General features: G+C 73.7%; 9 protein-coding genes. All 9 read right to left on the bottom strand.

The window, feature by feature from the left end; translation table 11 throughout:
- Positions 1-7 precede the first annotated feature (7 nt).
- From ACFOY2_RS15635 to ACFOY2_RS15675, 9 genes are read right to left on the bottom strand one after another with little or no spacing between them, the layout of a single operon-like run.
- On the bottom strand, positions 8-1186 hold the full coding sequence (locus tag ACFOY2_RS15635; protein ID WP_379528733.1) for a cytochrome P450: 1179 nt from the start codon (positions 1184-1186) through the stop codon (positions 8-10).
- Positions 1183-3135 (bottom strand): beta-ketoacyl synthase N-terminal-like domain-containing protein, encoded by a 1953-nt coding sequence (locus ACFOY2_RS15640; RefSeq protein ID WP_379528734.1) that lies wholly within the window; start codon positions 3133-3135, stop codon positions 1183-1185. The genes ACFOY2_RS15635 and ACFOY2_RS15640 overlap by 4 nt, the downstream gene beginning before the upstream one ends.
- On the bottom strand, positions 3132-6323 hold the full coding sequence (locus tag ACFOY2_RS15645; RefSeq protein ID WP_379528735.1) for a non-ribosomal peptide synthetase: 3192 nt from the start codon (positions 6321-6323) through the stop codon (positions 3132-3134). Before ACFOY2_RS15645 ends, ACFOY2_RS15640 begins: the two co-directional genes overlap by 4 nt.
- Positions 6323-9970, bottom strand: coding sequence for a non-ribosomal peptide synthetase (locus ACFOY2_RS15650; RefSeq protein ID WP_379528736.1), 3648 nt, complete (start codon positions 9968-9970; stop codon positions 6323-6325). Before ACFOY2_RS15650 ends, ACFOY2_RS15645 begins: the two co-directional genes overlap by 1 nt.
- The gene (locus tag ACFOY2_RS15655; protein ID WP_379528737.1) at positions 9967-14664 is read right to left on the bottom strand and encodes an amino acid adenylation domain-containing protein; all 4698 of its coding nucleotides are present in this window, start codon (positions 14662-14664) and stop codon (positions 9967-9969) included. The genes ACFOY2_RS15650 and ACFOY2_RS15655 overlap by 4 nt, the downstream gene beginning before the upstream one ends.
- Positions 14661-15749 carry a MupA/Atu3671 family FMN-dependent luciferase-like monooxygenase gene (locus tag ACFOY2_RS15660; RefSeq protein WP_379528738.1) on the bottom strand — a complete coding sequence of 363 codons (1089 nt, stop codon included), beginning with the start codon at positions 15747-15749 and terminating at the stop codon, positions 14661-14663. Before ACFOY2_RS15660 ends, ACFOY2_RS15655 begins: the two co-directional genes overlap by 4 nt.
- A gap of 13 nt (positions 15750-15762) precedes the next feature.
- Entirely contained in the window at positions 15763-19194 is a 3432-nt protein-coding gene (locus ACFOY2_RS15665) for a condensation domain-containing protein (protein WP_379528739.1), read from the bottom strand.
- Positions 19195-19198: 4 nt separating this feature from the next.
- Positions 19199-19402: an MbtH family protein gene (locus ACFOY2_RS15670; RefSeq protein WP_379528740.1), complete on the bottom strand. Its 204-nt coding sequence runs from the start codon at positions 19400-19402 to the stop codon at positions 19199-19201.
- Between the two features lie 2 nt (positions 19403-19404).
- Positions 19405-20706: an MFS transporter gene (locus ACFOY2_RS15675; RefSeq protein ID WP_379528741.1), complete on the bottom strand. Its 1302-nt coding sequence runs from the start codon at positions 20704-20706 to the stop codon at positions 19405-19407.
- Positions 20707-20786: the final 80 nt, after the last annotated feature.

Here is a 20786-nt window from a genome sequence, read left to right on the forward strand (position 1 = left end):
GAGGTTATTACTTCAGGGTGACGGGAAGAGAAGCGACTCCGCTGACGAAGTTCGACGGCAGCCACGTCACCGGGCCGCTCACCTCGACGGCCCGCACGCTCACCCGCAAATCGGCCAGCAGGGCCGCGATCTCGGCGCGGGCGAGCTGGGCGCCCAGGCAGAAATGCGGCCCGTGGCCGAACGTCAGATGCCGGTTCGGCGTCCTGCCGACGTCGAAACGGCCGGGATCGTCGAAGACCGCCTCGTCGCGGTTGGCCGAGACGGTCCACAGCGCCACCACGTCCCCGGCCGGGACGCGCCGCCCGGCCAGCTCGACGTCCCGGACGGCGACCCTGCCGACGTGGGCGGCCGGGGTGGTCCAGCGCAGGATCTCCTCCACGGCCGGGCCGACGAGGGCGGGATCCGCGCGCAGGCGGGCCCACTGCTCGTCGTGGGTCGCCAGCGCCAGCACGCCGCCGGCCAGCGCCAGCCGGGCGGTCTCGTCACCGCCGATGATCAGGTTGTAGCAGTTGAGCAGGACCTCCTCCTCGGTCAGGTCGCCGCCGACGAGCAGGCTGATCACGTCATCGCCCGGGGCCGTCCTGCGTTCGGCGGCCAGGCGGGTGTAGTAGAGCAGGATCTCGCTCTGGGCGATCCTGGCGGGCAGGCCGCCGTCGTCGCCTTCCCCCAGCATGGCCGCGCCGGTCAGCTCCAGCACCCGCTGCCGGTCCCGTTCCGGCACGCCGAGCAGCTCGCAGATCGCGCGCAGCGGCACCTGGGCGGCCACCTCCGCCACGAAGTCGCCGCCGCCCCGCCGCACCAGGCCGCCCAGGAGCTCGCGGGTGGCGGCGGTGATGGAGGCGGTGATCGGGCCGAGCGCGCGCGGCCCGAAACCGGGTGTCAGCAGGCGGCGCAGGTGGGTGTGGCGGGGGCCGTCGGTGACGACGATCATCCTGCCCGCGCCCGGGTCGTGGCCGCGCAGCAGGGTAGGCAGCATGTTGCCCTTCAGCGAGGTGAACGCCGCCGGGTCGCGGACCACCCGCAGGACGTCGGCGTGGCGGGTCACGCTCCAGAAACGTTCGTGCCTGCGGACCGGGTCGTTGGCGCGCAACCAGCGCCAGACCCCGGTGAGGTCGTGGCCGGCGTGCAGGTGGGGGTCGAGGAGGTCCAGATCGTCGATTCCGGCCGGGTCCGCCGCCGGCCTCATCGTTCGAGTTCGTCGAGCAGGTCGCCGAGCGGGTCGTCGTCGTCCTCGCGCAGGATGCGGGCGATCAGCTCGTTCATGGGCAGCTCATTCAGGAACAGCTCGATCGGGACGTCCAGGGTGAAGCGGTCGCGCAGCTCGCCGACCAGGAACACCGCCGTCAGGGAGTCGCCGCCGACGGTGAAGTAGGTCTTGGTCAGCTCGGCCCGGTCCGGCAGGCCCAACGTGGTCATGAACAGCTCGGTCACCGCCTCGGCCGTGTCCCCCGGCGGCGGCTGCTCCTGGGCGGCCGGACGGGCGGTGAGGGTGAGGGCGCCGTGGCGCGGGCCCGCGAACGGGTAGGTGGGCAGGTGGACCCGGCGTCCTGTGGGCCAGGCGACCTCCTGGCCGGCCGTCCACGCCTCGCCGAGGGGCGAGGAGCCGCAGGTGAGGGTGTCCAGGGCGGTGGCGGCCTCCTCGTGGGTGGAGGCGACCACGTACGCGCGGACGTCCAGGGCCGCCCGGCCGTGGGCGAGGGTGTGGGCGACGTCGGCCAGCGTCGGCGCGCCGGGCTCACGCAGCGCGGCGGCCAGCCGTCCCGCGGCGGTGACGAGCTGCTCCCTGGTACGGGCGGACAGCGGCAACACCACGGGGACCCGCTTGACTGTGGCGGGCGTGGCTCGCGGGACTGATGGGGTGGGAGGTTCCTCCAGGACGACGTGGACGTTCGTGCCGCCGATGCCCAGCGACGACACCCCCGCCAGTCGCGTCCCGCCGGGAGGCCGCTGCCAGCCCTCGGCCGTGGTCAGCAGGTGGAACGGGGTGGTGTGCAGGTCGAGGTCGGGGTGAGGCCGGGTGACGTTCACCGTGGGGACCATCGTGCGGTGGCTCAGCATCAGCGCCACCTTGATCAGCCCCGCGACGCCGGCCGCCGCGTTCAGGTGGCCCACATTGGACTTCACGGACCCGATCGCGCACCGGCGCGCCCCGTCGAACGCCGCCGCCGCGGCCTCCACCTCGATCCGGTCGCCCAGGTCGGTCCCGGTCCCGTGGGCCTCCAGGAACTGCGCGTCCGCCGCTTCGAGCCCGGCCGACGCCCACGCCTCGACGATGGCGGCCAGCTGCCCGTCCACCCCGGGCGCGGTGAACCCCACCCGGGCCGCGCCGTCGTTGCCGGCCGCCGAGCCGCGGATGACCGCGTAGATCGGGTCACCGTCGGCCACCGCGTCCTCCAGGCGCCGCAGCACCACCAGGCCCACGCCGTCGCCGCCGACCGTGCCCGCCGCCTTCTCGTCGAATGGCCGGCACCGCCCGTCGGGGGAGGAGATGCCACCGGGCTCGTAGACGTAACCGCGCGGGTACGGCGACTCGATCGACACGCCGCCGGCCACCGCCAGGTCGCACTCGCCGACCAGCAGCGCCTGCACGGCCACGTGCACCGTGGTCAGCGACGTCGAGCAGCCGGTCTGCACGGTCATGCTCGGCCCGTCCAGCCCCAGCCGGTACGACAACCACCCGGCCAGGAACTCCCGATCGGTGAAGATCCGCACGTGCATGGGCCCGAGCCGCGCCCGCAGCCCGGCGTCGACCTGCGCCGCGATCGCGTGCTCGCTCGGGGCGCCGCCCACGTACACGCCGGTCCGCTCAGGGGCGGCGCGCGGGTCGTAGCCCGCGTCCTCCAACGCCGACCAGGCCGTCTCCAGCAGCAGCCGGTGCTGCGGGTCCAGCGCCGCCGCCTCGGTCGCGTTGAACCCGAACAGCTCGTGCTCGAACCTGTCGGCCTCCGACAGGAACCCCTTGGACGACACGTAGCCGGGCCCCGCCTCCACCCCGGCCGCCCGCAGCTCCTCCTCGTCGAAGTCGGCGATCGAGCAGACGCCCGTACGCAGGTTCCGCCAGAACTCGGCCACGTCACGGGCGCCGGGGAAACGGCCGGCCATCCCCACGATCGCCACCGCCGGTGTCTCACTCATGCGTTGTCGCCCTTCTGCGTGTTCTGTCCGCTGCGCGCGTCAGCGGTTGTGTTCCTGCGGGCCGTCAGCCGTTCGCGTCTGAGCCGGCCCCGCTGCAGGGACTCCCCGTGGCCCGCCCGCGCCGGGCCCTCCAGGCGGGCGGCCAGGGCCGCGATCGTGGGGTGCCTGAACAGGTCGACCAGCTTGACGCCGCCGTCCAGTTCGCGCTCGCGCAGCGCCGACAGCACGGCCAGCAGCCTGATCGAGTTGCCGCCCACGTCGAAGAAGTTGTCGTGCGCGCCGACCCGCGCCAGGCCGAGCACCTCGCCCCAGATCCCGGCGAGCAGGCGCTCGGTCTCCGTGGCCGGGGCGGTGTAGGGCCCTTCGAGGTCGGGTCGGGCGCCGTCCGGCTCGGGCAGACGAGCCCTGTCGATCTTGCCCGAGCGGTTGAGCGGCAGCGCGTCCATGAACACCACCTGCTCAGGCACCATGTAGCCGGGCAGCCTCCCGCCCAGCCACGCCCGCAACGCCGCTGCGTCGGCAGGGGCGGGCTCGGGGGAGCGCATCACGTAGGCGACCAGCCGGTCCCCTCGCACGGTCGCCGCCGCCATCGACACGCCCGGGTGCGCCGCCAGGACGGTCTCGACCTCGCCCAGCTCGACCCGGAACCCGCGCAGCTTGACCTGCGTGTCCACCCGGCCCAGGTAGGACAGGACGCCGCCGGCGTCGTAGCGGCCCAGGTCGCCGGTGCGGTACATGCGCTCACCTGGCGGCCCGAACGGGTCGGCCACGAAACGCTCGGCCGTCAGCCCAGGACGGTTCGCGTAGCCGCGCGCCAGCCCCGAGCCCGCCAGGTAGATCTCCCCTGTCACCCCGACGGGCACCGGACGCAGCCGCTCGTCCAGCACGTACGCCCGCGAGTTGGCCACCGGCCGCCCGATCACCACCGGACGGCCCGGCGCCAGATCGGCCGTGGTGGCGTACACCGTGGTCTCGCTCGGCCCGTAGGCGTCCACCACCCGGCGCGACGGCGTCGCCCAGCGCTCGACCAGCTCGGCCGGGCACGCCTCGCCGCCGATGGCCAGCGTGCGCAGGTCGGGCAGCGCGTCCGGCGGGCACGGCAGCGACATGGCGGCCGACGGGGGCAGGAAGGCGTAGGTGATGCGGGAGTCGCGCAGGCGGGCGTACAGGTCCTCGCCCAGGCGTTCGTCCTCGGCCGCGACGTGCAGCTCGGCGCCGGCCACGAGTGTGAAGAACAGGTCGGAGACGGCCACGTCGAAACCGAACGACACGTACTGCAGCACCCGGTCCTCGCCGGTCACGGGGAACTGGGGGCGGACGGCGGTGGCCAGGTTCAGCAGGGCGCGGTGCTCGACGGTCACGCCCTTGGGGGTGCCGGTCGAGCCGGAGGTGTAGAGGATGTAGGCCGTGTCGCAGGGCGCGGGCGACACGAAGGAACCGGACGCGCCCCCGGCCCCGATCACCGGCACCGCGCCTCCGGGGGTTGCCACGGGGACGCCCAGGTCCATTGGCTCGGCCGCGATCAGCAGCCTGACCCCGGCGTCTGCGACCATGAAGCGCAGCCGGGCGGGCGGATGCCCGGGATCGAGCGGCACGTACGCGCCCCCCGCCCTCAACACGGCCAGCGCCGCCACCACCATGTCGATCCCTCTGGGCAGGCAGAGCCCCACCGGGACCTCAGGCCCCACGCCCGCCGCGCGCAGCCGTCCGGCCAGCTCGTCGGCGCGCTCCAGCAGCTCCCGGTAGGTGAGCGTGTCCTGTCCGAACACCAGAGCGGTCGCGTCAGGCCGCTCACGGGCCCGCTCGGCCACCAGGTCGGGCACCAGGCGGCCGGGCGTGGGCACGGCGGTGCGGTTCCAGTCCTCGACGACGAGGCGGCGCTCGGCGGCCGACAGCAGGTCTGCGGCGGTCACCGGCGCGGCGGGCCGGTCGAGCAGGCCCTCCAGCAGTGTCTCGAAGGCCCGCGCCCAGTGGCGCACGGTCCGCGGGTCGAACAGGTCGGTCCGGTGGACGAAGTGGGCGAGCAGGCCGTCGCCGTCACGCTGCACGTTCAGCAGCAGGTCGAACTTGGCGTCGTCCAGCAGCAGCTCCAGGCGCTCCACGGTGGCGCCGGGCAGGTCGAGGCTGAGCCGGGTGTCGTCGTCGTAGGCCAGCATGACCTGGGCGAGCGGGTCGTGGCTGAGCTCCCTGCCGGGGGCCACGGCCTCGACGACGGCCTCGAAGGGCGCGTCCTGGTGCGGGCGGGAGGCCAGGAGCCGTTCGCGGAGGCGGGTCAGCAGGTCGAGGAACGACGGCTCGTCCGTCAGGTCGGCGCGGACCGCGATCGTGTTGGCCAGCATGCCTATCATGTCCTGCACGTCCGGGTGGTCGCGCCCGGCGACCGGAAGCGCCACGACCAGGTCCCGCTGGCCGGAGAGCCGGGCCAGGAACGCCGCGAACGCCGCGAACATGGCCGTGAACGGGGTCGTGTCCCGCAGGGCGGCGACCTCGGCCAGGCGTTCGCGCGTGCCGGCGGGCAGGTTCAGCCGGACGACGCCTCCTGCGGTGGACTGCACCGCGGGGCGCGGGTGGTCGGCGGGCAGGGGGAGCGTGCCGGGGGCGTCGTCGAGGGTGCCGGCCCAGAAGCCGACGGCGGCGTCCAGGGCGTGGGAGTCCAGACGGTCGCGCTGCCAGGCGGCGTAGTCGGCGTACTGGATGGGCGGCGGGTCCGCGGGGGCCAGGCCGCGGCAGGCGCCGGAGATCTCACGCAGCAGCACCCGCAGCGACCAGCCGTCGCACACCAGGTGGTGAGCGGTCAGCAGGACGCGGTGGGTGCCGTCGTCCAGGCCGTAGACCACGCACCGCAGCAGCGGCCCGGCCTCCACGTCGAACGGCGCCGCCGCCTCGGCCGCCAGCAGCGCGCCGACACCCTCGGCGGGCACGTCGTGCTCGATCCGCAGCGCGGCCTTCGCCTGTTCGGCCACGACCTGCACGTACTCGCCGTCGCGCGGACGGAACACGGTACGCAGCGACTCGTGCCTGGCGACCGCCGCGTCCAGCCCGAGGGCGAAGGCGTCGACGTCGAAGGGCCCGCGCACGGCGAAGGCCACGGGCACGTTGTACTGCGCGGTCCCGGGGTTGAGCTGGTCAAGCACCAGCAGCCGGGCCTGCGCGGGGGAAACGGGGAACTCGTACTCGACCGGCGCCATCACAACTCCCGCAGGATCAGCTCGACGACTTCTGCGATCTCGGCGGCGGGACCGGGCCTGAGCAGGTCGCTGTGCCCGCAGTCGAGATCGTGGACGCGCACGTGCCGCGCCGTGCGCCGCCAGCGCTCCGCCTTGACCTCGGTGGCCGGGCCGCCCGGCTGGGCTGCGGCGGAGAACAGCAGCACGGTCCCGTCGTACGCGGGCGGCCGGTAGGTCACCGCCAGCCGCAGATGCCCGGCCACCGTGTCGGCCACGGCCGCCAGCCGCTCGTCCCCCAGCCCCGACAGCGGGCCCTCGCTGTCGCGCACGGCGGCGAGCACCCGCGCCCGCTCCAGCGGACCCGGCTGGGCGTAGGGGTGCAGGGCGCGGGTGCGCAGCAGGATGGTCAGCGCCTCCTGCTCCACCTCGCCAGGGTCGGGCTCCGTCCCCTCCGGCCACGGGACCGCGTCCAGCGAGGCCACCAGCCCGACCTCCTGCCCGGCCGCGCGCAGCCGCACGGCCATCTCGTAGGCGAGCAGCCCCCCGAAGGAGTGACCGAGCAGCAGGTACGGCCCCCGCCCCTGGACGGCCCTGAGCCGCTCCACGTAGTCGTCGGCCAGCTCCGCCATGCTGCCCGGCAACCTCCAGCCGCCCTGGAGCGCGGGAGACTGCAGGGCGTGCACCGGCCGCCCCGGGTCGAGGTGGGGCAGCAGGGCGGTGTACGACCAGCCGATGCCCCGCCCTGGATGCACGCAGAACAGCGGCGTCCGCTCACCCTCCGCGCGCAGCGTCAGCAGCGGCGACAGGTCCAGCTCAGGGGCGGCCCTGTCGAGGCGGACGGCCAGCCCGGCGGGCGTGGGGGCCTCGAACAGGGCCGCGACGGAGGCGCGGACGCCGAGCGTGTTCTCGATCGAGGCCATGAGCCGCATGGCCAGCAGCGAGTCGCCGCCGCTGGTGAAGAAGTCGCTGTCGGGCCCCGCCTCCCGCGCCGGCAGCACCTCGGCGAACAGGCCGCACAGCTCCCTCTCCCGCTCGGTCCGCGCCGTCCCGCGCGCGGCGGGGGCGGCCGGGGCGGGCAGGGCCGCCCTGTCGAGCTTGCCGTGCGGGGTGAGCGGGAGCCGATCCAGCGGGACGTACCGGGCGGGCAGCAGATAGGCCGGCAGGCGGGCGGCGGCGTGCGCGCGCGCCCGCTCCAGCGCGCCGCCGGGCACGACGTAGGCGACCAGCCGCCCCGCCTCGGCGGTGACCGCTGCCCGCTCCACGCCGGGGCAGCCCTCCAGCACCGCCGCGACCTCTCCCGGTTCCACCCGATGGCCCCTGATCTTCACCTGGCCGTCGACCCGCCCGGCGAACTCCAGCTCCCCGCCGAACGTCCACCGGGCCAGGTCCCCGGTTCTGTACATGCGCTCGCCCGCGGCGAACGGGTCCGCCACGAACCGCTCGGCCGTCATCCCGGCCCTGCCCAGATAGCCGCGGGCCAGCCCCGTGCCCGCCACATACAGCTCCCCGACCACGCCGACCGGGGCCGGGCGCAGACGGGCGTCCAGGACGTACACGCGCGTGTTGTCCAGCGGCCGGCCGATGGGCACCGGGCCGCCGGCGACGTCGCGGGGCAGGCGGTGGCTGGTCGCGAACGTGGTCGTCTCCGTCGGGCCGTACCCGTTGACGACCTGGACGCCGCGTACCCGGCGCACCGCCTCCGGCGCCAGCACGTCGCCGCCCGCCCAGATCTCGCCGGCCTCCGCCAGCGCGTCCGGGGCCAGGTCGGCCAGGGTGCGGAACAGCTCGGCCGTCAGCCACACCGCGTCCAGCCTGCCGCGCAGGATCGTCTCCGGCGTGAGCGGGCCAGGCGGGGCGATCACGACGGTGCCGCCGTTCAACAGGGGGATCCACATCTCGTACGTGGCCGCGTCGAAGGTGTGCGGGCTGTGCAGCAGGCCCCTGCGATGCCCGGCGAAGCGGCGGTCGGCGGCCAGCTCCACGACGTTGGCGTGGGTGACGACCACGCCCTTGGGGGTGCCGGTGGAGCCCGAGGTGTACATGACGTAGGCGGCCGAGCGCGGGTCGACCGGCCTGGGGTCGAACGGGGCGGCCGGACCGTCCAGGTCCGTCAGCGTGATCCTGGCGCCGCTGTCCTCCAGGAGCCACTTCAGCCGCGCCGCAGGCTGCGCCGGGTCCAGCGGGACGTAGCAGCCGCCCGCCTTCAGCACCGCGAGCTGCGCGACCACCAGATCGGGCGATCGCTCCATCAGCACCGCCACCGGCGTCTCCGGCTCCACCCCGAGCCGGGCGGCGACCTGGTCGGAGCGGGCGTCGAGCTCGGCGTAGGTGAGGGCGAGCCCGCCGTGTTCGACGGCCACCGCGTCCGGCGTCGCCCTCGCCTGCGCCGCGAACCGCTCGGGCACCGAGCAGGTCGGCTGAGGGCGCGCGGTGTCGTTCCACGAGGCCAGCAGCCGGTGCTCCGCCTGCGGCAGCACGTCCGGCGCCGCCACGCCCGCGGCCAGCTCCTCGAACGCCCTGGTCAGCCGGGCCGCGACCGCCTCGGCCTCGGCGCGGTCGAGCAGGTCGGGACGGTAGCCGAGACGCACCCACAACCGCTCGGACGCCACCACCGTGACCGTGAGCGGGTAGTGGGTGGCGTCGCGTACCTCGGCCAGCCGCAGGCCCGGCGTGTCCAGGCCGGAGCGCGGGAAGTTCTCGAAGGCCAGCAGCGTGTCGAACAACTCGCCGCCGCCGAGGTCGGTCAGGCGCACGTGGTGGTACTCCGACAGGCGAGACTGCTCGTCCTGCAGGCGGGCCACGGATTCGCCGGTCCTGACACGTACGGGCAGGGTGTTGATGAACAGGCCCACCATCGACTCCACGCCCGCCACTTCCGGCGGACGGCCCGACACCACCGCGCCGAACACCACGTCCTCGCGCCCGGTCAGCCGCCCGAGCACCAGCCCCCACGCGGCCTGGGCCAGCGTGTTGACGGTCACGCCCGTCTGCGTCGCCCGGCGGCGCAGGGCCGCGCTCAGCGCCGGGGTCAGCTCGAACTCCACCGTCTCCTGCCGGGGGCTCACGGCGGTGCGTCCCGGCCGGAGCAGCGTCGGCCCCGGCAGGCCGGCCAGCGCCTGTTGCCAGGCCCGTACCGCCTCCTCGTTGTCCTGGTAGGACAGCCAGGCCAGATAGGCCCGGTAGGGCGGCGCGGGCGGCAGCGTGGTGTCGCCCGCGTACAGCGCGGCCAGCTCCTGGGCCAGGATCGGCATCGACCAGCCGTCCACCAGGATGTGGTGCATCGTCAGCACCAGCTCCTTCCGGCCCAGCAGCGTGGCGCGGACCAGGGGCGGCCTGGTGACGTCGAACGGGCGCAGCCGGTCGGCCTCCAGCATGCGCTCCCGCTCGGCCTCCGACGGCGGGTCCGCCTCCGTCCACGGCAGGCGCACCCGGCGTGGCACCAGCTGCACCGGGCGCTCCAGGCCCTTGTGGCGGAAGCAGGCCCGCAGGTTCGGGTGCCGGTCGAGAAGCGCCTCCACCGCCGCCCGCAGCCGGGCCGGGTCCGCAGGGCGGTCGAGGACGAACCTGGCCTGGACGACGTACGCGTCGTGGTCGGCGTACAAGGCGTGGAAGAGCAGGCCCTGCTGCGCGGGCGAGAGCGGCAGGACGTCGGCCAGCTTCCCGCTCACCAGTCGCCGTCCAGGTCGGCTTCCAGCGCCTCGATCTGGCTCTGCGACAGCTCGACCAGCGGGAAGTCCGAGCTGGTCGCGCCGCCCTCGCCGGCGTGGCCCGCCAGCTCCGCCAGCGAGGCGAACCAGAGCTCCGCCAGCCGGGCCACCTGATCGCCGCCGATGGCGTCGGCGTCGTAGGACCAGCTCGCGACCAGGCGGGTGCCGTCCCGGCCCACCTGGGCGATCGCGTCCAGCTCGACGGCGTAGGCCATCGGCGCGTCCGGCATGCCTTCCAGCTCGCCCTCGAACCTGCCCAGGTAGTTGAAGCGCAGGTCGGCGGCAGGGAGGGCGGCCAGGATGGGGGCGGTGGCCGGGTTGAGGTAGCGGAGCAGCCCGTAGCCGAGGCCGCCTGCCGGGATGGCCCTGAGCTGCTCCTTGACCCGTTTGAGCGCTTCGGCGGGCCGGCCCGCGGCGTCGAGCCTGACCGGGTGCTGGGCGGTCAGCCAGCCGACCGTGCCCGACAGGTCGACGTCACCGGCCAGGCCCTCCTCGCGGCCGTGGGTCTCCAGGTCCAGCAGGACGGCCGTGCCGTGGCCGCGCCACCCGGCCACGGCGGTGGCCAGGGCGGTCAGCAGCACCTCGTTGGGGCCGCAGCGGAAGGCGGCGGGGAGATGGGTGATCGCCTGCTCGGTGAGGTCGGGCGGCAGGGTCCTGGTCAGGGTCGTCCGCGCGCCCGTGCCTCGCCGGTCCCGCCGCAGGAGGGTGGCGTCCGGGTCGGCCATGGCCGTCCAGACGGGCAGCTCGGCCGCCACCCGCTCCGGGCGGACGGCCTCGGCGGCCAGGAGGCGGGACCAGCGGGCGAACGACGTCCCCCGCACCGGCTCGGGCTCGCCGCCCTCCAGGAGCGCCGTCAGCTCCGGTGCGATGACGCGCCAGGAGACGCCGTCCACGGCCAGGTGATGCGCGGTGAGCAGCAGCCGGTCGGGGGCCGGGCGGGTAGCGGCGAGCATCCGGCCGCGCTCCGGATCCAGCGGCGGCGTCACCGGCCCGCCGAACGGGCCCTGCGCCGGGGCGTCGGCTGCGGCCTGCGGTGTTTCCTCCGGTACCTCCAGCTCCCAGTCGGTGTCCGAGTGGCGCAGCAGGCGCATGCGCAGCGCCCCGTGCCTGGCCGTCAACGTCCGCAGCGCCGCCCTGATCCGCTCGTCGGTGACGTCCTCGGGGACGGGCAGGAGCAGCGACTGGGTGAACGTCTCCAGCGCGCCGCCGTGCGCCCGCCACCAGTGCATGATCGGCGTGATCGGGAACCTGCCGACAGGGGAGTCCGTGACGGCCCTGGGCGCGTCCCCCGCCATGGCCGCCAGCGCGGCCGGGGTCCTGGCCGTGAACACCTCGCGCGGCGTGAACCCCAGCCCTTCCGCCCTGGCCCTGCTGACGAGCTGGATCGCCGCGATGCTGTCGCCGCCGAGCCGGAAGAAGTCGTCGTCGGCGCCGACGGGCACGCCGAGCAGTTCGGAGAAGAGCGCGCACAGCGCCGACTCGCGATCGGTGACCGGCGCCCGCGACGCCCGCGCGGCCGGCGCGGCGTCGGGCAGAGCGGCCCGGTCCAGCTTGCCCTGGGACGTGATCGGCAGCGCGTCCAGGACGACGAAGTCGGCGGGCACCATGTGCGCGGGCAGCGCCGCGACGGTGTGAGCCAGGACCTCCGCAACCTCGATCGGCCGCGCGCCGGGCACCAGGTAGGCGACCAGCCTGCCGCCGCGCAGGGCCACCGCCGCGCGGGCCACGGACGGGTGCCCGGCCAGCACGGCCTCGATCTCGGCCGGTTCGATCCGCAGGCCGCGCACCTTCACCTGGTCGTCCGCCCGGCCCAGGAAGTGCAACTGGCCGTCGGCCCGCCACTGGGCCAGGTCGCCGGTGCGGTACATGCGCTCGCCCGGCGGTCCGAACGGGTCGGCGACGAAGCGTTCGGCCGTCAACCCGGGATGGCCCAGGTAACCCCTGGCCACGCTCGGGCCGCCGACGTACAGCTCGCCAGGGACCCCGGCGGGCAGCGGGCGCAGGCGGGCGTCCAGGACGTACAGGCGGGTGCCGGTGAGCGGGCGGCCGATCGGCGGCAGCCCGCCGCCGGGGGCGAGCGGGTCGCTGACGCTGGCGGCCACCGTGGTCTCGGTCGGCCCGTACGCGTTCCAGAACCTTCTGCCCGCCCAGGCCGACACCAGTTCGGGCGGGCAGACGTCGGCGCCCGCCGCCAGGCCGCGCAGGTCCGGATAGTCCCCTGGCGGCACGGTCGCCAGCACGGGCGGCGGCACCAGCGCGAATGTCACCCGCCGCTCCCGCAGCAGCCGCCCCAGGTCGTCCCCGACCAGCGGCCGGTCGGGCGGGATCACCAGCGTGCCGCCCGATCCGAACGCCATGCAGAGCTCGGCCACCGAGATGTCGAACGACGGCGCGCCCAGCAGCGGCACCCGGCTGGTGGCGTCCAGGCCGAAGGTGGTCACCAGGGAGTGGGTCAGGGCGGCGACGCCGGTGTGGCTGACCACGACGCCCTTGGGGCGGCCGGTGGAGCCTGAGGTGTAGATCACGTAGGCGGCGCTCAGCGGGTCGGTGGGTTGAAATTCCACGCCAAAACACGAAATTTCGGGTGTTACGCGCGGCACCAGCACCCCCGGCACCGCCTCCTCCGCGATGAGCAACTCCGCTCCCGCGTCCGCCACCTGGAACGCCAGCCGGTCCGGCGGATGATCCAGGTCGAGCGGCAGGTACGCCCCGCCCGCCCGCTGCACCGCCAGCATCGCCACCACGCCGGCCACGGACCGCCCCAGCCCCAGCGCCACCACCGTCCCGGACCCCACGCCGTGCTCCACCAGCGCACCGGCCAGCCCGTCAACCCGCTCCAGCAGCTCGCGATAACTCAGCCGCCCGCCATCGGCCTCCACAGCCACCGCCCCAGGCGTCTCACCCGCCCGCCTGACAACCAACTCCGGCAAACTCACCCACGCCCCGGCAACCAACCCACCGGAGAGTTCACCCGCCCCGTCCACCCTGGCAAGGCCACCTGTCCCGGCGTTCGTTCTGGTGAGGTCGCTCGCCCCAGGGAGCAGCGGGGTGGCTACCAGGGGTGCCAGGGCGACGGGGGTGTCCGGCGTGGTTACCAGGTGGGTGAGGAGCAGGGTGAAGGAGTCGGCCCAGGCGCGGACGATCTCGGGCTCGTACAGGTCGGTGCGGATCTCCAGGCTCGCCTCGAACCCGTCGTCGGCATCGCGCACGATCCCGATCAGGTCGTGTTCCCCACCGGTGTGCACCCGTTCAGGCTCGGCGATCTCCCGCAGCTTGGCGACGCTCTCCTGGCGCGGCAAGTGCATGAACACCCAGCGGAACAGCGGCGACCGCCCCGCCACCCGTTCGGGGGCCACAGCCTGGACGATCCTGCCGACGGGCAGGTCCGCGTGCGCGAGCACCTGAGGGAACTCGGCGGTGAAGCCGGCCAGCAGCGCCCCGAACGTCGTGTCGGCATCGACGCGCCACCGGATCGGGATGGAGTTCATCACGTACCCGATGACCCGCTCCAGGCCCTTGGCCGACCGGTTCGCCAGGGGCGTGCCCGTGATCAGGTCGGACTCGCCCGACAGCCGGTGCGCGAACACCGCGAACGCCGTCATCAGCACCCCGTACACGGTGGCCCCGCGTTCGCGGGCGAGCGCCCGAACGGCGGCTTCGGTCTCGGCGTCGATGCGGAAGGCGATCTGCTCGACGCCGAAGTCCCGGCCCGGCGCGGACGAGCCGACGGTGAGCGGCCTGGGAGGGTTCGCCAGGTAGTCGCGCCACCAGTCGAGCTGGGCGTCGAACACCCCGGCCGCCTCCAGCTCCCGCTGCCAGCCGGCGAAGTCGGCGTACTGGATGGCGGGACGGCGCAGGCGCGGAACGGCATCGTCGTGTACGGCGTGGTCGTGTACGGCGTGGACGCGTACGGTGCGGTAGGCCTCGGTGAGCTCGCCGTGCAGCACGTCGAACGACCACCAGTCGGTCACGATGTGGTGCAGGGCCAGCACCAGTGTGGAGTGGGTGTCGTCCACGGTGATGAACTGGCCCCTGATCAGCCGCCCGCCGTCCAGGTCGAACGTGCGGCGGCTGAAGGCGTGCAGCGCCTCGCGCCGGCTCACGCCCGTGCCGCGCAGGTCGAGCCGCTCCAGCTTGAACGGCTCCGCCGCCGGATGCTCGACCCGCAGGTCGCCGACCTCGCCGGTGATCCGCGTTCGCAGGCCGTCATGGTGGCTCTGCACGATCGTCAGCGCCGCCTCCAGATCGGCGGGGTCCACGGGGGCGTCGAAATGGTAGGAACAGCACAGATTGAGGGCGGCCGTGTCGGGATAGAGCGACTCATACACCCACAAGTCCTCTTGGGCGGGGCTGAGCCGCACCGGCCCGGCGGGGTCGCGTGGCGGCACGACGTCCGGGATCGCATCCAGCTTGCCCGCCTGAACAAGACGGCGCAGCAGCTCCACTCGTCGTTCGCCGTCGAGCGCGGCGAACCTGTCGGCGGCGCTCACCCGCCGCTCCGCCACACCGCCGTACCCGGCATGTCTCTCGCCCACGTGCCCGACGGCCCGTTCGCTGCCGTGGCTGCCGGCCCGTTCGCTGTCGTGGCCGGTGGTCTGTTCGCCGTTGTGGCTGCTGGTCTGCTCGTTGCCGGGTCCGGCGCTTCGCTTGCTCAAAGTTCCTCCCGCAGCTCCGCCAGGCGCTCCAGCCCGGCCAGGACCTCGTCCGCGCCTAGGCCGAAGTCGATGAAGCAGGCCACCTCGTCGCATCCCAGGTCGGCCAGGTCCGCCAGGCTCTTGCGGCACGTCTGCGCCGAGCCGAGCAGGCTGCCCCAGCTCAGGTAGCGCTGGAAGGCGAAGTCGGCGAGCGTGTCGAGCTGAGCCTCGGTGAGCGCGCCCGCCCGGCCGTCCGCGCCGCCCTTGTTGGCGGCCGTCTGGGCGACGTACGACTTCAGGTACGCCTTCAGCGGCCCGCCCACGCTCCGCCTGGCCTGCTCGTCGTCCACGCCCACGTAGGTGTGTGCCATGAGCGTGACGGTTCCCCTGGGGGGTGTGCCCGGCTGCTCGGGAGCCTGCTCGTAGGCGTCCCGGTAGCGGCGGATTTTCTCGGCCAGTTCCTCGCGGGTCTGGCCGATGGTGGCGCCGAGGATGTTCGTGCGCATGCGTCCGGCGGCCTCCCATGTCTGCGGGCTGCCGGACGTGGTCGTCCAGAGTGGCAGGACGGGGGAGTGGGGGCGCGGCTGGGACGTGACCGCCACCCGCTCGCCCGTTCCGTCCGTGAACTCCACGGCCTCGCCCGCCCACAGGCGGCGCAGCAGCTCGACGTCGCGCCACGCCCGTTCGCGGCGGTCGGCGAAGGCGTCCGGCGCGAGTACGAAGTCCTTGGAGTGCCAGCCGGTCGCCACCGAGACGCCGATCCGGCCGCGTGAGAGGTTGTCCACCACGGCCCAGTCTTCGGCGACGCGCAGCGGGTGGTGGAGGGGGAGTACGAGGCTGCCTGCCCGTACGTGGATGCGCTCGGTGGCTACGGCGAGGGCGGCGCCGAGCAGGGCCGGGTTGGGGAAGACCTGGCCGACCTGCTGGAAGTGGCGCTCCGGCGTCCAGACGGCGGTGAATCCGAGCCGGTCGGCGGCCTTCGTGATCGCCATGATGTCGTCATATTTCGCGGTATGACCGGCGACGCTTGCGCCGTCGGCATTTTTGGTGGGACGTCCGGCGGCGCTCGCGTCGTCGGCGCCGAAGAACATCACGCTGAGGTCCATGGGGGTGTGCTCCTCACCGGGGGGTTCTGGGGAGGCGGGCGATGGCGGGCGCGGGCCGTTCCCCGGCCTGGGCCAGGGCGGTGGCCAGCTCGGCGACGGTCGGGGCGGAGAACAGGTGCCCGGCGGTGGCGGGCAGTCCCTGGCCCGCGAGCCGGGCCGCCACGCGTACGGCGCTCAGCGAGTTCCCGCCGAGGGCGAAGAACCCGTCGTCGAGCCCGACCCGGGCGACGCCGAGCACGTCCGCCCAGACGGCCGCGATCCGCCGCTCAAGGTCGGCACGCGGCTCGCGATGGCCCCCAGGGGAGCCTGGCCTATCGACCGTTCGATCTACTGAAATGTTGGGTAAGTCGGGTAAGGCGATTGCCGACACCCGCGTCCCAGGCTCGGCCGCCATCCCCTCCAGTGCCCGCACCAGGGCGTCGGCCAGCCACTCCATGACGAGCTCGTCGAACGCCTCCGCGCGGTACTCGACGGTCACCGTGATACCGGCAGGGCTTCCGTCCGGACCGTAGTCGTTGGTCACGTCCACCAGCAGCTCGAAGCGGGCCGCCCCGGTCCTGACCACCTCGACCCCGGCCTCCACGCCGGGCAGCGACAGCTCGGCCCGCGCGTTGTTCTGCAGGGCCAGCACCACGTCCGCGAGCGGATGCCACCCCGGCCGCCGTACCGGGTCGAGCGCCTGCACGACCCGCTCGAACGGCGCGTCCTGGTGCGAGAACGCCTCCAGGTCAGTCTCCCGCACCCGCGCGAGAAGCTCGTCGGCGCACGGATCGCCCGACAGGTCGGTACGCAGCACGAGCAGGTTCACGAAGAACCCGACGAGGTCCTCGACGGAGCCGGTGGAGCGCCCGGCGACCGGCGCCCCGATGGGCAGGTCGTCGCCCGCGCCCGCGCGCCGCAGCACGATCGCCAGGCCCGCCTGCAAAACCATGAACAGCGTCGCCCCGCGCCGCCTGCCCAGCTCCACCAGCCGGGCGTGCAGGTCGGCGCCGACGTGCCTGACCACCGTGCGCGCCGCGTCGGATGCGCCCTCCACACGTCCGGGCCGGCGCGGCAGCGGCAGCCGCTCGGGCATGCCCTTCAGCGTCTCGCGCCAGTAGGCCAGCTCCGTGGCCGCCCGCGCCTCGGCGCGCTCCCGCTGGCGGACGGCGTAGTCCGCGTACCGGATCGGCAGGGGCGGGAACGCGGCCGGTGCGTTGTCGAGCCTGGCCCGGTAGGCGTGCGACAGGTCGCGCATGAACGGCGGCAGCGACCACCCGTCGGTGGCGATGTGGTGCATGACCAGCAGCAGCGCGTGCTCCTCCGGCCCCGTCCCGAACAGCACGGAGTGGATCGGCAGCTCGCGCGCCAGGTCGAAGCGGTACCTGGCGGCCTCGGCGACCCGGCGCTCCAGCTCGTCCGGCGCGACCTCGACGACCTCGAACCCGGCCGGTCCCGGCGGCAGCACCCGCTGTGCCGGTTCGCCGTCGCGCATGGTGAAGACCGTGCGCAGCGGCTCGTGCCTGGCCACCACGTCGTCCAGCGCGCCCCGCAGGGCTGCCACGTCCAAAGGGCCACGTAAGTGGACGAGCATGGGTATGTTGTAGGCGACGCCCGCGTTCACCTGGTCGAGAAACCACAGGCGACGCTGAGCGAACGACAACGGCAGCGCATCCGCCTCAGCGACGGGCTCCGGCCCCTCCAAGAAGGCGACGGACTCCAACCGGTCCGCCACCGTGGTTGGTTCCGGCCTCTCCTTGATGGTGTGCTCGCCGACGTGCGCCACTATCCCGGCCACCGTGGGCGACTCGAACAGCGTCCTGACGCCGACCTCCGCGCCCAGTTCGGCGTGGACCCTGCTGAGTAGCCTGGCCACCGTCAGCGAGTCGCCGCCCAGCGCGAAGAAGTCGTCGTGGACGCCGACCGAGGGCACCTTCAGCACCTCGGCGAACAGCTCACACAGCCGCTTCTCGGTGGCGCCGACCGGCTGCGAGGAGCCGCGCGTGGAGCCGGTGTGGTCTGGATGCGAGGAGCTGTCCTGGTTCGGGTGCCCGGGGTGGTTGCCCGGGTGCCCGGTCCCGTACAGCGGCGTGGGCAGCGCCGCCCGGTTCAGCTTGCCCGTCGGGGTCAGCGGCAGCGCGTCCAGCACCATGAATGCCGACGGCACCATGAAGTCCGGTAACGAGGCGGCCACATGGTCCCGCAGCACCCGGTCCACGGGGGGCGCGCCGCGCGGCACGACGTAGCCGACGAGTCTGCCGTCGCGCAGCGCCACGGCGGACCTGGCGACGGATTCGTGGCGCGCCAGCACCTCCGTCACCTCGCCGGGTTCGACCCGGAACCCCCGGACCTTGACCTGCTCGTCCGCCCGCCCGACGTACTCCAGAGAGCCGTCGGCCCGCTGCCGGACCAGGTCGCCGGTCCGGTACATGCGTTCGCCGGGAGCGCCGTAGGGGTCGGCCACGAAGCGTTCGGCCGTCAGCGCCGGCCGCCCGAGATAGCCTGCGGCGAGCCCGTCGCCTGCCGCGTACAGCTCCCCGACCTCCCCGGCCGCGACAGGCCGCAGCCGGGCGTCCAGCACGTGCGCCCGCTTGCCGCGCAGCGGCGTGCCGATGGGAACGGGTCCGTCCACCGAGGTCACCGGGTGGGTGGTGACGAAGATCATGCTCTCGACCGGCCCGTACCCGTTGCTGATCGTCAGCCCGGGATGCCGTTCCAGGGCCCGCCGCACGTGCGCGGGCGAGAGCGCCTCGCCGCCGACGATCAGGTGGCGCACGCCGGCGAGCGCGCCGGGGCACTCGTCCACGATCACGTTGAAGAGACTGCTGGACAGGTACATGCTCGTCACCTGGTGCTCGGCGACCAGCCGTGCCATCACCAGCGGGTCGGGCCGCTGCCCTGGATGCAGCACGCAGGTCCCACCGGACAGCAGCGGCCCCCACAGCTCCAGCGCGAAGGCGTCCCATGACACCGGCGAGCACTGCAGCCACACCGCGTCGAACGGCACGTAGTCCTGCCCGGTGACCGTGGCCGTGATCGCCCGGTGTGGCGCGGCGACGCCCTTGGGCGTGCCGGTGGAGCCGGAGGTGTACATGACGCAGGCGACCCCGTCGTGCCGGGCCGCGTCCGGCAACCGCACGAGCCCGTCGGCGGACAGGACCGCGCAGGCGCGGGCGCCGGCGGTCATGGCGTGCAGCCGCTCCTGCGGGAAGTCCGGGTCGAGCACCAGATAGCCGGCCCCGGATTTGAGCACGGCCAGGAGCGAGACGACCAGGTCGATCCCGCGTTCCATGCGGACCCCGACCACGCCCCCCGGCGGCACGCCGAGCTCGCGAAGCTCGCGCGAGCGCTCCGAGGCTCGCGCGTCCAGCTCCGCGTAGCTCAGCCGCTCCGCGCCGCAGATCAATGCCGTCCTGCTGGGCGTGCGCGCCGCTTGCAGGGAGAACAGTTCGTGAACCCCGTCCATCGCTTCAGTCCCGTACGAGGCTCGCGGGCCGCATGTCCGTCCAGTGCGTCTCGATGTAGGCCAGGCAGGAGGCCCGGGGGGCGGCCTGGAGGGCCACCTGCCAGCCCGCGGGCACGTCGATGCCGGCCGGCCAGAGCGAATGCTGGCCGTCGTCGTTCACCAGGACCTGGTAGGAGCCGTTCTCGTCCTCGAAGGGGTTGGTGTCCATGGTCAGCCTCCCGCGGGTTGCTTCTCGAGGTCGGGCGTCAGCACGTCGATGTGCCGGATGGCGCGGCGGGCCAGCCCCCACAGGGCCGCTCCCGTGCCCAGCAGGCCGGCGATCAGCAGCATCGCCGCCATGCCGCTGCCGGGGCCGGTGCCGACCAGGGGGCGCAGCAGGCCGGACAGCCCGGTGCCCGCGGCGGCCTGGGGTTCGAAGACATGGTCGGCCAGGGGCCCGGAAAAGGCCATGGCGATCGGTGAGGAGATCTGCGAGACGAACATGACGGCCCCGAACACCCGTCCCTGCCGCTCCTTCGGCACCTTCGTCTGGATCACCGACTGCAGCGAGCTGTTGACGATCGGCATGAGCAGCGCTCCCATGAGCATGGCCGCCGTCCACGCCACCACCCCGTTCACCATGGACATGACGATCTGCGCGCTCGCGCACATGCCGATGACGCCGAGCATCATGCCGCGCACCCGGTTCTTCGGCCCGCCCCAAGCGGCCAGCAGCAGCCCGCCCGTGATGCCGCCGACGCCGATGCCGGCGTTCATACTGGCCAGCGCGGAGACGTCGCTGCCCGTCCTGGCCAGGATCATGGGCTGCACGATGGTGAAGCCGAACATCATCACCAGGTTGACGGTGAAGAAGACCAGGGTGAGGCCGCGCAGGCTGGGGTCGGCGAACAGGTACCGCAGCCCTTCCAGGGAGTCGGCGCCGAGTCGCTTGCGTTCGCTCGTCGCGCTCACGGTGTCGGCGTCCATGCGCACCAGCCGTATGGTCAGCAGCGCCAGGGCGAAGCTGATCAGGTCGATCCAGAGCACCACGCCGAGCCCGCCGGTCACCACGAGCAGCCCGGCGAGTGCGGGCCCGCCCACGTCGGCGACGCTCTTGGCGGTGGCGAGCAGGCCGTTGGCCCGCTGGAGTTGCTCCTTGCCGACCAGCAGCGGTACGGCCGACGACAGTGCGGGGAACTGGAAGGCGGCCGCCGCCCCGAGCAGCGCCACCGTGAGGTAGACCTGCCACAGGTGCATGTCGCCGAGGAAGTACACGGCCGCCAGACCGGCGACCGCCACGAGCCCGCCCAGGTCGGCCAGTTGCAGGGCGGTGCGTTTGCGGCAGCGGTCCACGATGGCCCCGGCGGTGGGGCTCAGCAGCATCTGGGGGAGCAGCGCGCACAGTGACAGCGCCACGACCTGGGTGACCTGATGGTCGACCGTCCAGGCCTGAATGACGAGGGAGAAGCGGAGGACGGAATTGCCGACGAGGGTGACGACCTGCCCCGACCAAACAATTCCGAATCTACCCATTCCAGCGAATCGCTGGCTTAATCCTTTTTGCTGTAACGGCTCATGAGACGAGGGATGGTCACCCATACGCCAAGGCCCTT

Origin of the sequence: Nonomuraea purpurea (genome assembly GCF_042650645.1) — a bacterium.
In the GTDB taxonomy this organism is placed as follows: domain Bacteria; phylum Actinomycetota; class Actinomycetes; order Streptosporangiales; family Streptosporangiaceae; genus Nonomuraea; species Nonomuraea purpurea.